14 protein-coding genes are annotated in these 13,221 nt (G+C 45.8%); 7 read left to right on the top strand and 7 right to left on the bottom strand.

All coding sequences use genetic code 11. From position 1 onward, the window contains the following. Window positions 1-10: 10 nt before the first annotated feature. The 6 genes from RH45_RS23055 to RH45_RS22725 all read left to right on the top strand — a co-directional run bounded on the left by RH45_RS23055 (window position 11) and on the right by RH45_RS22725 (window position 5,712). Window positions 11-259 (top strand): YkgJ family cysteine cluster protein, encoded by a 249-nt coding sequence (locus RH45_RS23055; protein ID WP_008080631.1) that lies wholly within the window; start codon window positions 11-13, stop codon window positions 257-259. 130 nt (window positions 260-389) lie between these two features. After that, complete coding sequence (aqpZ, locus tag RH45_RS19450; RefSeq protein WP_008080637.1) at window positions 390-1,079, top strand: aquaporin Z; 690 nt, start codon at window positions 390-392, stop codon at window positions 1,077-1,079. A gap of 180 nt (window positions 1,080-1,259) precedes the next feature. Continuing rightward, window positions 1,260-1,967, top strand: a complete 708-nt coding sequence (locus tag RH45_RS19455; RefSeq protein ID WP_008080640.1) for a winged helix-turn-helix domain-containing protein — start codon at window positions 1,260-1,262, stop codon at window positions 1,965-1,967. 3 nt (window positions 1,968-1,970) lie between these two features. Next, on the top strand, window positions 1,971-3,575 hold the full coding sequence (locus RH45_RS19460) for an ATP-binding protein (protein WP_008080641.1): 1,605 nt from the start codon (window positions 1,971-1,973) through the stop codon (window positions 3,573-3,575). A gap of 101 nt (window positions 3,576-3,676) precedes the next feature. Then, the gene (locus RH45_RS19465; RefSeq protein ID WP_008080643.1) at window positions 3,677-4,660 is read left to right on the top strand and encodes a DUF2860 family protein; all 984 of its coding nucleotides are present in this window, start codon (window positions 3,677-3,679) and stop codon (window positions 4,658-4,660) included. Window positions 4,661-4,677: 17 nt separating this feature from the next. Beyond that, window positions 4,678-5,712 (top strand): PKD domain-containing protein, encoded by a 1,035-nt coding sequence (locus RH45_RS22725; protein ID WP_008080644.1) that lies wholly within the window; start codon window positions 4,678-4,680, stop codon window positions 5,710-5,712. 53 nt (window positions 5,713-5,765) lie between these two features. Here RH45_RS22725 and recR read toward each other — a convergent pair whose 3' ends face one another. The 6 genes from recR to RH45_RS19505 all read right to left on the bottom strand — a co-directional run bounded on the left by recR (window position 5,766) and on the right by RH45_RS19505 (window position 11,465). After that, window positions 5,766-6,368 (bottom strand): recombination mediator RecR, encoded by a 603-nt coding sequence (gene recR / locus RH45_RS19475; RefSeq protein ID WP_008080646.1) that lies wholly within the window; start codon window positions 6,366-6,368, stop codon window positions 5,766-5,768. Window positions 6,369-6,384: 16 nt separating this feature from the next. After that, a complete protein-coding gene (locus RH45_RS19480; RefSeq protein ID WP_006959389.1) occupies window positions 6,385-6,714 on the bottom strand; it encodes a YbaB/EbfC family nucleoid-associated protein in 330 nt (109 codons plus the stop codon). A 74-nt stretch (window positions 6,715-6,788) separates the two neighbouring features. Continuing rightward, the gene (gene dnaX, locus RH45_RS19485; RefSeq protein ID WP_008080651.1) at window positions 6,789-8,921 is read right to left on the bottom strand and encodes a DNA polymerase III subunit gamma/tau; all 2,133 of its coding nucleotides are present in this window, start codon (window positions 8,919-8,921) and stop codon (window positions 6,789-6,791) included. A gap of 14 nt (window positions 8,922-8,935) precedes the next feature. After that, a complete protein-coding gene (apt, locus tag RH45_RS19490; RefSeq protein WP_008080662.1) occupies window positions 8,936-9,481 on the bottom strand; it encodes an adenine phosphoribosyltransferase in 546 nt (181 codons plus the stop codon). A 173-nt stretch (window positions 9,482-9,654) separates the two neighbouring features. Then, window positions 9,655-10,020: a YbaN family protein gene (locus RH45_RS19495; RefSeq protein WP_050796271.1), complete on the bottom strand. Its 366-nt coding sequence runs from the start codon at window positions 10,018-10,020 to the stop codon at window positions 9,655-9,657. Between the two features lie 344 nt (window positions 10,021-10,364). Next, on the bottom strand, window positions 10,365-11,465 hold the full coding sequence (locus tag RH45_RS19505) for a response regulator (protein WP_008080665.1): 1,101 nt from the start codon (window positions 11,463-11,465) through the stop codon (window positions 10,365-10,367). Window positions 11,466-11,705: 240 nt separating this feature from the next. Between RH45_RS19505 and RH45_RS19510 the strand changes: the two genes are divergently transcribed. Further along, window positions 11,706-12,581, top strand: a complete 876-nt coding sequence (locus tag RH45_RS19510) for a LysR family transcriptional regulator (protein WP_008080666.1) — start codon at window positions 11,706-11,708, stop codon at window positions 12,579-12,581. Between the two features lie 32 nt (window positions 12,582-12,613). On the opposite strand, the gene RH45_RS19515 is transcribed toward RH45_RS19510, so the two are convergent. After that, entirely contained in the window at window positions 12,614-13,162 is a 549-nt protein-coding gene (locus RH45_RS19515; RefSeq protein ID WP_008080667.1) for an NAD(P)H nitroreductase, read from the bottom strand. Window positions 13,163-13,221: the final 59 nt, after the last annotated feature.

Raw genomic sequence — 13,221 nt, forward strand, 5'->3', positions numbered from 1 at the left:
GGTTCATCTAATGGATTGTCGTCTCGGCTGCGGCGCATGTTGTATCGCTCCCAGTATCTCTTCTCCTATTCCTGGCATGCCGAAAGGTAAACCTGCTGGCACCCGCTGCATTCAGTTGAATGAGGACAATTTGTGCAAACTCTTTGGTCAACCAGAGAGACCTAAGGTGTGTCACGAGTTTAAGCCCTGCCCTGTTGTGTGCGGAAAGACAAATCACCAGGCATTAGAGAACATCACCGAGTTGGAAAATCTGACATAACCCACGCTCCATAACTGAGACAAACTCCGTTTCTGTCATTCACCCACCTTATTTCTCAGTTTCATTCACATCACGCTGACATTTATCTACTATCTTGACCGGGTCTTCCAAACATAAAAACAGGAAACCCATGAACAAATACATAGCAGAATCTTTTGGTACCTTTTGGCTCGTACTCGGTGGCTGTGGCAGTGCCGTTTTAGCAGCTGGTTTTCCAGACGTTGGCATTGGCTTGCTAGGTGTGTCGCTTGCCTTTGGTCTCACTGTTTTAACCATGGCTTATGCAATTGGTCATATCTCAGGGTGTCACTTAAACCCTGCCGTAACTATCGGCCTTTGGGCTGGCGGTCGATTTGAGACCAAACATGTTGTGCCTTATATCATTGCACAAGTTATCGGTGGTCTTATCGCAGGTGGCGTGCTGGCCCTTATTGCTACTGGCCAAGCTGGTTTCGATATTGCGGCTTCTGGCTTTGCCTCAAACGGCTTTGCAGAGCATTCTCCAGGTCAATACTCAATGACTGCTGCACTCGTGACCGAAGTGGTCATGACCATGATGTTCTTAATTATCATTATGGGCGCTACGGATCAACGCGCTCCACAAGGGTTTGCACCTATTGCCATTGGTTTAGGCTTAACGCTGATTCACCTAATCAGCATTCCAGTAACCAACACTTCAGTGAACCCGGCTCGTAGTACTGCCGTAGCGGTGTACGTTGGGGATTGGGCGGTATCTCAACTCTGGCTATTCTGGGTTGCGCCAATTGCTGGTGCTATTCTAGGTGCTGTTTGTTATAAGCTAATCGCTGGTAAAAATTAGCACTCACTACTCATTACCCTTTCTGGCCGCATAACGGTGTGGCCAGACAATCTCATCCGCTATTTTCATCCTATTTTACCTAGCCCATCACAAGTTTCTTTTCTAGTCACAATTGGTCACACCACAAAGCATTCGTACAGGTTATAGTTTCTCCCTCGATAAATGCCTACATAGCCAGCTATGACGACAAAAACTACTTTCGAAGTTCTTTTAGTTGAAGATGACAATGAGCTCGCAGAACTGATCCAAGATTTTCTTCAATGCTATGAATTTAACATTACTATCGTCACTGACGGTATCACGGCAGTGAAAACGATATTAGACCAACAACCAGACTTGGTGATTCTTGATATCATGCTGCCCGGACAAAGTGGTATGGAAGTATGTCGGGCTGTAAGATCTCAATATTCAGGAATGATTCTGATGCAGACTGCGCTGGATGATGACATCGACCAAGTCATGGGTTTAGAACTCGGCGCTGATGACTATGTGGTCAAACAAATAAAACCACGTTTGTTGCTTTCTCGCATCCGTGCGCTACTTCGCCGTCAAGACAGAAATCCTGCCGACCAAAATGAGATTAGGCTTGGGTCGTTAACAATTAACCTTCACTATCGAAGTGTGGAACTGAACCAGCAGCCAATTAAGCTTTCTACTTCCGAGTTCGAGCTACTGCACTTTTTGGCCAAGCAAGCTGGACGAGTCGTATCACGTGACGACATCGCGCAGCAGATTAGGGGCTTTGAGTACGATGGGTTAGACCGATCAATTGATCGACGTATTTCTCGCTTACGTCGCACTCTCAATGATGACCCAAATCAACCTTGCTTGATAAAAACCATTCGGGGCGTAGGTTATCAACTTTGCGCCACCTCTCCGGAAGCATAAGCAATGATTAGAGCGTTTTTGATCCTATGGCTAGCCGTGTTTGGGCCAATCGTTTTGCTCATTTTCCCCAATCAGATGAACCCGATTCAGCGATTAAATGAAGCGTTTTCTGAACAGTTTTTTCAGCAAATATATTCCGTCAACTTTGACATTTTATCAGATAAGCTGCGCCATCAACCTAAAGACAAGTGGTCACCCATCATTGAGCAATACGCGAGCCACTTTGCTTATCCGTTAAAACTTGCTCAGTTGTCCGACTATCAATCAGACGACACGTTATACCAGTCTTTAGTCGCAGGTGAAGTGTCATTTTTGTACGACGACCCTATGGCTCTAATTCAACGCGTTGACGACAGTGAGCACGTCATCTATTTCGCTTTGAACGAGTCCACCGAGCTCGCAGTACTCAACCAAGCCAAAGGCACATTATTTCTCGCGGCAGAACATCTAAGAACCCTTCCACCGGAGCAGTGGCAACAAGACCTCGCGAGACAAAATCAGAAAATCCCATTCGCCATAAGCTTGAAAACCGAGTCAGACCTTTCCAGCGTTGAGCATCAAGCTGTCCGCCACGCGAATAACCAAGCAGTCAGTTACCTTAATGACCATGGCCAGGTAGAGCTTCTTGCCCCCGTTGTACCAGGAACATGGTTACACGTACACGATGATCTTTCTCAAGCGACGCAACTTAAACTAACCACAGCAATAGGGTTGCTGTTTTTCTTACTCATTTCTATCGCTTTAGTCATTTGGGTCTACCCATTATGGCGCGACCTCAAGCGCTTAGTTCGAACTGCGAACGAGTTTGGTAACGGTCAATTATCTAAGCGGGCAACCACGAGTCGAATGTCTATGGTGTCCCAACTCGGCCTCTCGTTTAACCGCATGGCCGATAACATTGAAAGTTTAATTGCAGGCCAAAAAGAGCTCACTAATGCGGTGGCTCATGACCTAAGAACACCGCTATATCGACTACGTTTTGCATTGGAAATGCTTGACGACCAGGACACCACACCCAGTCAACGAGAGAAATATCGTCGTACGGTAGATTCCAGTTTGGAAGATTTGGATCATTTAATAAATCAAAACCTGTTGTTATCAAGGTACAGCCGCGTCGCTGACATTAGTCAGTTCGCGCATACTCATCTAGTTGTTCATCTAGAACAAGAAATCGACAGTTTTAAGCTGGAGCACCCAGAACTACAAGTTTTATTCTCCTGCTCCGAGACGCTAAGAACACAGCAGCTATTACTCGATAAAAACGCTTTGCTAAGAGCGTTCAGAAACCTGCTCAGCAATGCGGGTCGCTTCGCCGAGCAAACCATTCAGATTTCTTTTCGTCTCTCCGGCTCACATTATTTAATCTCGGTTGAAGACGATGGTCATGGGATATCTGATACGTGTTGGAAGCGTATTTTTGAGCCATTTGTGCAACTCGACAACCAAGCTCGAGGCAGTGGCCAAGGACATGGCTTGGGGCTCGCCATCGTCAAGCAGATTATGACTTGGCATGACGGAAATGTTGTCGTCAAACACTCAAACCTAGGAGGGGCCAAGTTTGTACTTAGTTGGCCAATACTAACAGAAAACCGTAATAGTAAATTGTGACCAAACAGGACACAAAGCGTCCATAAACCACCAACGACTCATCACTGATATCAATGCTAATTTTGACTGACCGTACATCTTGTCATTCAAAAGGACGCTCTATGAATATTCGGCACATCGCTGTATCCATTTGCTTACTCTCACACGCCGCTATCGCTCAACCTACTCTGTGGCAACCCGGTTTCAGTGGTTCAATCAGTATTAATGCTGGGTTTGGTCAAAACCAATCACAGCAAAATACGCACGATGACAACGCTTTAACGACCACATTAAACAGCGATGGAAAGCAAACCAAACACGCTACGCCATTTATCCTCGGCCGTTTACAGTACAATACGGGCAATACTCTAATTTATATAGGCAACAGCGAAGACCAAATAACGCAAGCGCAGTTCCAGGCTGAACTTGGCGTAGCCCAAAGAATCAGTAAAAGCGCCATCTTAACAGGGGCTGTTTTCGCTAACTTACCAGGAATGGATGAAGTATGGCGCGATCCTTACCTTATTAATCAAGATCGCCAAACCAGTGAGCAGCAAGTCGCTGGCGTGAGAGTTGCGGCTGATTTTTCAACCTTCTTCCCCATCTCTGTTAAGTATGCATACGCTCAAAACAATATTGAGCAAGATGAAATAGGTGCTTCACAAAACCTTTCGGCGTCGCAACGCGATATGCTCGACCGAGAAAGTCAGTATCAGCGGTTTGGTAGCGAATTCACCTTCCCTTTGCATCGCGCGTTAGTTATATCGCCAGCCCTTTACTACACGGTCAGGAATGCCAAAGGCCAAGCCCATTCTTTCAGCCAGCTAAGTGCTCAGCTTTCTCTCACTTACTCTCATCAGCAACACACTTTGATAACAACAGTACGTAACAGTTCAACCGCATTTGAACAAGAGAATCCCGTTTTTGATAGTAAGCAGGACCAACAAAGCATGGGGATATTCTCTGTTTACAGCTATGCAGGAGTATTTGGCTGGCGCAATACCCAATTGAACATAATGGCTGGGTATCAAACGACTGACTCGGACATCGATTTCTATAACAGTCAGGACAGTTTTGTGTCTACTGGCATGAGTTACAACTTTTAATGAAGGAGCACCAAAGAATGAACGTAATCAGGTTAATGATGGTGTTATTTGCAATCACCACTTTGGGATGTGTTGATGACGCAACCGATGCAGAAAAGTACACGAAGCCGACCGTAGATGCGGGAGCAGATCAGGTGCAAACACTGCCGATCAATAGCCTAACTCTGCGAGGCTCGGCTAAAACCTACCCAAAGCACCTCTACAAAATAAAGTCGACACGTTGGAGCCAAGTCTCTGGTCCGCAGCAACTGGCAATACTCAATGCAGACGAACTCGCAGCGACCGTCCTTAATCCAACCATTGCTGGAACCTATGAGTTCGAGTTTTATGCCAAAGACAGCCTTGGGCGTACCAATACTGATCGAGTCAAAGTGATACTTCGCGCTGCGCAACCAATCCAACAGGCTCAATCAACGACTAGCTATACCGATGACTACGAAGCTATGTGGAACTACGTGGTTACCGAATATGCAGATTACGCCAACATTGAAGATAAATGGCAGCAACTTTACCAACCATATTGGGTAAAAACAGCCGAGGCGAGTTCAGAGGAAGCGTGGCAAAAAATACTCGTAGAAATTGAGCAGGAACTAGGCTTAGCCAACCTTACTCTTGCTCAAGCACAGCAGAGAGTCGCTCAACCTTTAAGTTGGGAATGGTACAATAACAATGGCATCGCAGAAGTGAAGATTAAGAATGCTCATGTCGACCATTTAGACGAAATCAATCAGCAAGTTGCCAGCATGTTAGCGCTTTCACCAGACCTGTATAAGATCCAGCTTCAGTTGCTCGACGCACAAACTCTGGATCGTCAAACACAGTTGATGCTGATGCAAATATTTTCCACTTCGAAGTCTGGGCTCTGTATACACAATCAACTTAGGCAACATGATTGTATTACGATCAAAGCTAACCCTTATCTAAAAGGGTTAGATGTCGAACTGATTACTGTCAACGCCGACTCAGAAAGAGCCGAGCTAAGACACTTTTTCAACGCTTCTTTAAGCGAAGTAAACATCCTATTAATTCCGGAATTAAGGCTACCCAAGTAAATCTAGCGAGCTGAATACCAAAAAAGCGATGCCTATGCATCGCTTTCGTTTATTTAACCTAACTTCTGTCTACCGAGTAGAGAGTGGGATAACGTTGTGCCATCGACTAATTCCAGCTCGCCTCCAACAGGAACACCGTGAGCAATTCGGCTAGCGGACACTTGGCTCTCCTTACATAACTCTGCAATGTAATGAGCCGTCGCTTCTCCCTCAACTGTCGGGTTAGTGGCCAATATTACTTCGGAGATATCACCGCGACGCAGGCGATAGTCCAAAACATCTAAGCCGATATCACTTGGCCCGATCCCATCAAGCGGTGATAGGTGCCCCATTAAAACAAAATAACGTCCTGAGTACTGGCCTGTCGCTTCAACTGCAGCAATGTCTGCAGGGCTTTCAACCACACAAAGTTGTCCATTTTCTTGTCGCTTGGGGTTAGTGCAGATGTGACACACTTCTTCTTCGGTGAAAGTGCGGCATTCACTACAGTGACCAATCTCGGTCATCGCCTGACTGAGAGCATCAGCTAACTGCAATCCGCCTTTTCTATCGCGCTGTAACAAATGAAAGGCCATACGCTGAGCCGACTTGGGGCCAACCCCAGGTAGACAACGTAAGGCCTCCATCAATTGTTCCAGCATATGACTGGTACGCATTAACTAACCTTGTCGATTAGAACGGCATCTTCATACCTGGTGGTAGTTGCATACCGCCAGTTACGCCAGCCATTTTCTCTTTTTGAGTTTCTTCAACGCGGCGAGCAGCATCGTTGAATGCAGCAGCGATAAGATCTTCAAGCATCTCTTTGTCGTCTTCCATCAAGCTTTCATCGATTTCTACACGACGTACGCTGTGGCTACCAGTAATCGTTACTTTCACTAGGCCAGCACCAGACTCACCCGTTACTTCCATATTCGCGATTTCTTCTTGAAGCTTTTGCATACGCTCTTGCATTTGCTGGGCTTGCTTCATCAAGTTGCCCATACCGCCTTTACCAAACATGTTTATCTCTCTGGTTAGTTAGCTTGTTTCGTTATTAGATGAGGTTGAAAGAGTGATTTTTCAACCCCGAAAAATTATATCGGTCTCACACTGTCTTTATCGAGCTCGGCTGCAAAACGCATTTCGATGAACTTAACGTGCTCATCTTTTTCTAGGCTATCAAACGCATTTTGTAGTTTGCCTTGATACAGTGTATCTCTTAATTCTAGTGGGGTTTCACCACTTTCACCGACTTGAACGCTCAGGTGACACTCTTCACCTAACACTTGATTCAGCGCACTTAGCAACTCGCTTTGTGCTCGGTCAGTGTTTAAATGCGCTTGCTGTGGTCTTAGTGTCAGTAAGATCGAAGTTCCGTTCTTCTCGTAATATGAGTTAAGCGCAAGCTGTTCGGTTAGCTTAGCCGTCTCTAACTGGCTGATTAGTTTCGCCCAATCACTTTGCTCAAGACTTTCCACCACCAGTTTTTGCACCATTTCTGGTGTTTTTTCATGCTCTAAAGCTTTCTTTAACTGGGTTGGTGTTAGCTCCGTTTTCTGCGGCTTCTTTTGCGGCAAAATCGGCTTCCAACGATAAGCTTCATCTTTATCAGGCTCAGCAGTCGCGATTGCATTTGGGTTAGACAATGGCGACACCTGCGCAGTTCCACCGTGTTTTTGTGCAACACGGTCTAATACTGAACTTGGTTTTTCAGATGTCGCTTTAGTCTTTTTTGGCGCTTGACCTTGGGTACTGTCTGTAGCGGAAGAAAGCCCTTTACGCTGAGAGCGCAGTTGATGACGCAAACCACTAATTGGCCCTGAGTTACGGGGCTGCTGCGCTGGTGCGTGCTGTGCTGGCGCAGAAGACTGAGGCTGCACTGCTTGTTCATATTGGGCAGGAGACTCATCGTACATAGGAGGTGCATCATACTGAGGAGGCTCAGACATATAGTGCGGAGGTGCGTCGTAGCTCTGTTCTGGTGTAGGAACAGGCTGCTGAGTCATTGCAGTAGGTCTTGTTAGTGCGGGAGCTTGAGCAGCAGGAGCCGGTGTTGGTGCAGCCTGTTGTGCTTGCGGCGCGTTTTGCTCTACAGCGACATTAACTGACGCTTGTGTAGAGATAACATTAGCCTGTGGTTTCGAGGCGGGTCTAAACGCCATCATGCGTAACACAACCATCTCTAGGCCAATGCGCTCAGAAGGCGCTAAAGGAAGATCTTGCCGACCTTTAAGCGCAATTTGGTAGTAAAGTTGAACGTCTTGTGGCGACAACTCACGACTGAGCAGTTCGATTTTATCTGCATCTGGCTGGGATTTATCTAAGGTCGATGGCAATGCTTGATACATCGCCATACGGTGTAATTGGGTAGCGAGTTGCTGGAGCAAACCATCCCATTCGACACCGTTTTGAGCTAGAGCAGACAAGGTTTCCATCGCTTGCTCAGGCTGCTTAGAACTGATCGACTCGAGCAAATGCAACGCCTGATCTGTGTCTAATGTGCCCAGCATATGAGCAACGCTTTCCGCCATTACGGAGCCATTGCCAAGTGCAATCGCTTGGTCTGTCAAGCTCAAAGCATCACGCATACTGCCATCGGCTGCATGAGCAATCATACCCAAGGCGCGTGGCTCTGAGGTCACCGCTTCATGACCCAAAATATGATCCAGTTGCTCATGAATAGTATCAACAGTGATTGGCTTTAAGTGAAACTGTAAACAACGAGACAGTATCGTTACCGGCAATTTCTGTGGATCCGTTGTCGCTAATAGGAACTTCACATACTCAGGCGGCTCTTCAAGCGTTTTTAATAAGGCATTGAAGCTATGACGAGAGAGCATGTGAACTTCATCGATCAGATAAACCTTAAACCGTCCACGAGCAGGTTTGTACTGAACGTTATCGAGTAATTCACGAGTATCTTCGACCTTAGTACGTGAAGCAGCATCGATTTCAAGTAGATCAACGAAACGGCCTTCGTCGATCTCTTTACAAGTATCACATTGACCACATGGTGTCGCGGTAATACCTGTTTCACAGTTTAACCCTTTGGCAAACAATCGACCTATGGTGGTTTTACCCACACCACGGGTGCCACTAAATAAGTAGGCATGGTGGAGTCGATTTTGGGCTAAAGCATTCTCTAATGCTGTTAAGACATGACTTTGCCCTACTACTTCATTGAACTTAGTAGGGCGCCACTTTCGCGCTAAGGCAAGATAACTCATGAATCTATATCCGATTAGTGACCTTCGAACTCACAGATGCTGTATACGTTCAGACCTAGGCCTTCAAGACGCTTATCGCCACCGATTTCCGGCAGGTTGATGACAAACGCAGCGTGCTCTACAACACCGCCAAGTTGACGAATCAGTTTTGTTGTCGCTTCGATGGTACCACCTGTTGCCAGAAGATCATCAACAACCAGCACTTTATCACCTTCGACGATTGCGTCTGTATGAATTTCAAGCGTATCTGTGCCGTACTCAAGTTCGTAGGATTGCGCCACAGTCTCGCGTGGTAATTTACCTGGTTTACGAACCGGAACAAATCCAACACCTAATTCTAGCGCTAGAGGAGCACCAAACAAGAAACCGCGTGCTTCGGTACCCACGATTTTAGTAAAGCCCATAGATTGGTACTTCTCGACCAACAGTTTGATCGTCGCTTGGTAAGCGGCAGGGTCTTCCATCAGACTGGTTACATCACGGAATAGAATGCCTGGTTTTGGGTAGTCTTGGATGCTTTTAATACTAGATTTGATCAGTGTGAGTGTTTCAGTTGTCATATTTCATTACTTAGATTGGCTAGGCTTGGTGGTTTATATAATAAGTATTCTTCAAGCGGTAGCGTGGGTTCTCTGCACAATGCAAGGCCGAATACATAATCGGCATGCTGACTAAAAATTTTGTGCCTAAAAAACAAACGCCCACTCGAAGGTGGGCACGCTTCCTTGCAATCTTAGTGATTTTCTTCCTTGTCAGCAAGGTGCTCCATCACAGGCAAACGAATAAACCAAGTTAAGAGTAGCGCCAACATAACCAGTAGCATAACTTTTAGCCACCAGTTGGGGACAAACCAAATCGAAAAGCTGAAACTGAGCAGAATATAGATCGCCCCCCGTTGCTTCACTTTGGTCGTGACGGCCTTATGGCTATGCCAATTATCGAGGATCGGGCCAAACGTTTTGTGTTGATGGAGCCAGCGATGAAATCTGGGACTGCTGCGCATAAAACATGCACTAGCAAGAAGGATGAAAGGCGTTGTCGGTAAAAGTGGCAGGAATATGCCTAGAAAGCCTAGGCACAAGCATGTAATACCAACAATATTTAAACCAAGTCTACGAATACTGATGGCATGCTCCAATCTGGTATCTAGAAGCCTGCATATCCGTTAAATACACGGATCCAAGTCAATGTCGCTGGAAGTGTAGGGATAAGTAGGACTGCAATAAAACCTAAAAAGTAAAAGATATTATAAGGTTCTTTAAAATCTTTGTCTGCCATGGGAATGCTTCTCTAAATGTAGGTGACGACTTATTAAACCCACGTTAATTGAGCGTTAACGCATTGGGTTATTTTTGTTTCGGCGGACTATACCCTATTCTGTGCCCTACAAACACCGAATAAAATCAGGGTTATTAAGATTTCTATGACTAGTGAGAGGGGTGCTTAAGCACTCCCCCCTCTGTAAATATCCAAACTGAAGCTACTTGAACCAAGACAGCTCAGAGAAACTTGGCAGGCCGATTGAATGGGTAATTCATCGGTAATGAAGTTCTTAACACAGTTATCACCTAAGCGAACACCAGCATGAACATGCTGCGAAATGTAACCATTAGACCACTGGCAATCTAAACCCGCTGGCAGCAATGACAACGTACCTTCCGACAAATCTGCTACGCCAAACAACGCCTTAACTGGTGTTGCACATTCAGAGCACTTAATCCCTTTTTCGACTAAATACGCGATGTCCTTCAAATCGGCATTAAAGCATTTGAGGTTACGTAAGTAGTCATGGAATAGCGCTCGGACCAGTAACGTGGTCGCCGCCCCGTGCTCCCCCTCACTGGCCGAGTCAACGACATAGAAGGCAAACTGACCATTCATCAGCCAAGCGTAATCATACACAATTGGCATCACTTCGGTTGATTGCAGTAGTCGATAACTGCACTTCCAATCACCTTGAGAGGTGTCCCTATCCGGTAACAACGCATGCAACAGATCTTTTGCCGCACTGCGGTTTTCTTGCAAGAATTCTAAGTGCCAATGAAGCTCTTGCTCCTCTGGAACATCACCGCTATCGACTCGGAACCATTGACTAGCAAAGTCACGCTGGTCACTGATATGGTTGTCGGAATCATCGAGGGTGTTTTCAATCGCACATACCAGATGCTCATAATTGCCAATTGGCTTCGGCAAGAAATCTTTAATTCCGTAGCGCAACGCCTTTGCGACATCAGACATATCATCGGTCGCTGACACCACGATAAGGGGTAAAGAAGGGTATTCCAAACTCACTTCTTCGACAAATTCAATGCCATCAAGAACAGGCATTGCTAAGTCACACATAATGATATCGGGCTCACAATCACGTAACTTACGTAATCCTTCCAAGCCATTCTCTGCTTCAACGACTTTAAAGCCTTGGGAAACCAAAAACGCCGAAGTAATTCGACGGAAGATAGGATCATCATCGACCAACATGACGAGTTTTTCACCGGGAGCGATAGTGGGCATGTCGCTCGGTGTAACTTCTACTGTTTTATGCATAAACCTTTGCCTCACACAACCGTAATGGTACTGCTAATTTGTTATAGTTATTTATAAATTCAAACACTCTTTTAAAAGTAGCCATGAAAGGCTGTTTATACAAATCTTCCACTTTTGCTCTAGGTTGCATACTATATGTATGGAATCTCAAATATCGATAAAGATGTTGATATGTCTCAACCTTTGACATTTGATATAGATATAAATTAACCGAATTCGTAAAAAATTGTGTCTGATAAAATGAAATTAGATGATCTCAACTTGTTCAGGCTGGTCGTAGAAAATGGGAGCTATACAGCAACTTCCCGTAAGACAATGATCCCTGTTGCAACCATTACACGACGCATCCAAGCTTTAGAGGACTCTCTAAATCTTCGTCTTTTGAATAGACACGCGCGTAAACTTTCTTTGACAGAAGCGGGAGAGCGTTTTTATAACGAGTGTTCTCCGTTGCTTGGTCGTTTGACGTCGACAGCGCAAGAACTGTCGGATGAATGCCGCGGCGCGGCAGGTAAGATTCGTATTACCGCCCCATCGAACCTAACCAAACGCATGATGATGCCGATGTTTAATGCGTTTATGAAAGACTTTCCGGACATCAACTTAGAGCTGACCACCAGTAACCACTCTGAGCAACTTGACCCAACGGAGTGGGATGTTATCTTCCGCGTCGGGCCACAGCGTGATTCAAGCTTGATAGCGCGCAAAATCAACTCAGTCGAAGATATTTTAGTCGCTAGCCCAGAGTATCTTTCTAGATGCCCGGCACCGAAGCACGCTGAAGAGTTACATCAACACAGTTTGCTTAAAGGCGCCCCACTGTTGAAATGGCAATTGTCTAACCAAAACGGTGAAACGGTCATAAACAACGATAAAGGACGCTTCCAAGCAAACGCACTTAACGTTGTGCGTAGTGCTTGCTCTGATGGCTTGGGCATTACTCTTATGCCTGACGTAATGCTGAAAGAATTTATCGACGATGGAAGCCTAGTCCGCGTACTGGAAGACTGGAGTGCCAACCCTCGCGATATTTACATGCTTTACAACCACAAAGACCATCTCCCCGAGAAGGTACGGTTGTTTATTGATTTTGTGATTGCTTACAATATTCACTAAAAAAAAGAGCTTGGTTAAACCAAGCTCTTTTCTTATAAGTACTCAACAAATTTGCTCAAGTCTCGCTCTGGCACTTTCATTGGTGTGCAGCCAGGCGTACCTAGGTAAAGAAAACCGACAATTTGGTCTTCACCTTCTAATCCAAATGCTTGGTGAACTTCGTCATGGAACATCCATTTACCAGAACGCCAAAAGGCTTGGAAGCCTTGAGCCACTGCCGCCATTTGCATCGCTTGCACCGCACAGCCAGCTGAAAGGTATTGCTCTAACGCAGGGACCTTGTCATGCGACGTAACTTTGGCAATCACCGTGATGACCATTGGCGCGCGAAAAGGCGCGTTTTTCACTTTGTCGATTACGACCTGTTCACTATTTTCAGCAACGGCTGCCTTGACCAAAATATCAGACAGTTTACCCAGCCCCTCGCCTTGGGAAATCACAAATCGCCAAGGTGTTAAACCGGCATGATCAGGAGCACGTAAGCCTGCACGAATAATATTCTCAAGCGCTTGCCCTTCCGGCGCTGGCGCTGAAAGCTTGGCTATTGAACGTCGGTTGAGCAATAGATCTAAAGCATCCATCTAAAATCCTTAACTGTTTACTCTTTGTTTTTCTTTGATAATAACTCTCAAATACAAAA

This window comes from Vibrio sinaloensis DSM 21326, assembly GCF_000189275.1.
In the GTDB taxonomy this organism is placed as follows: Bacteria; Pseudomonadota; Gammaproteobacteria; order Enterobacterales; family Vibrionaceae; genus Vibrio; species Vibrio sinaloensis.

Bases quoted from the DNA above. Each gene is read 5' to 3' on its own strand.
- RH45_RS23055 (WP_008080631.1), top strand. From the start codon at position 11: ATGGATTGTCGTCTCGGCTGCGGCGCATGTTGTATCGCTCCCAGTATC.
- apt (WP_008080662.1), bottom strand. From the start codon at position 9,481: ATGACAACTGAAACACTCACACTGATCAAATCTAGTATTAAAAGCATC.
- RH45_RS19465 (WP_008080643.1), top strand. From the start codon at position 3,677: ATGAATATTCGGCACATCGCTGTATCCATTTGCTTACTCTCACACGCC.
- dnaX (WP_008080651.1), bottom strand. From the start codon at position 8,921: ATGAGTTATCTTGCCTTAGCGCGAAAGTGGCGCCCTACTAAGTTCAAT.
- RH45_RS19505 (WP_008080665.1), bottom strand. From the start codon at position 11,465: ATGCATAAAACAGTAGAAGTTACACCGAGCGACATGCCCACTATCGCT.
- RH45_RS19480 (WP_006959389.1), bottom strand. From the start codon at position 6,714: ATGTTTGGTAAAGGCGGTATGGGCAACTTGATGAAGCAAGCCCAGCAA.
- RH45_RS19455 (WP_008080640.1), top strand. From the start codon at position 1,260: ATGACGACAAAAACTACTTTCGAAGTTCTTTTAGTTGAAGATGACAAT.
- aqpZ (WP_008080637.1), top strand. From the start codon at position 390: ATGAACAAATACATAGCAGAATCTTTTGGTACCTTTTGGCTCGTACTC.
- RH45_RS19510 (WP_008080666.1), top strand. From the start codon at position 11,706: ATGAAATTAGATGATCTCAACTTGTTCAGGCTGGTCGTAGAAAATGGG.
- RH45_RS19460 (WP_008080641.1), top strand. From the start codon at position 1,971: ATGATTAGAGCGTTTTTGATCCTATGGCTAGCCGTGTTTGGGCCAATC.
- recR (WP_008080646.1), bottom strand. From the start codon at position 6,368: ATGCGTACCAGTCATATGCTGGAACAATTGATGGAGGCCTTACGTTGT.
- RH45_RS22725 (WP_008080644.1), top strand. From the start codon at position 4,678: ATGAACGTAATCAGGTTAATGATGGTGTTATTTGCAATCACCACTTTG.
- RH45_RS19515 (WP_008080667.1), bottom strand. From the start codon at position 13,162: ATGGATGCTTTAGATCTATTGCTCAACCGACGTTCAATAGCCAAGCTT.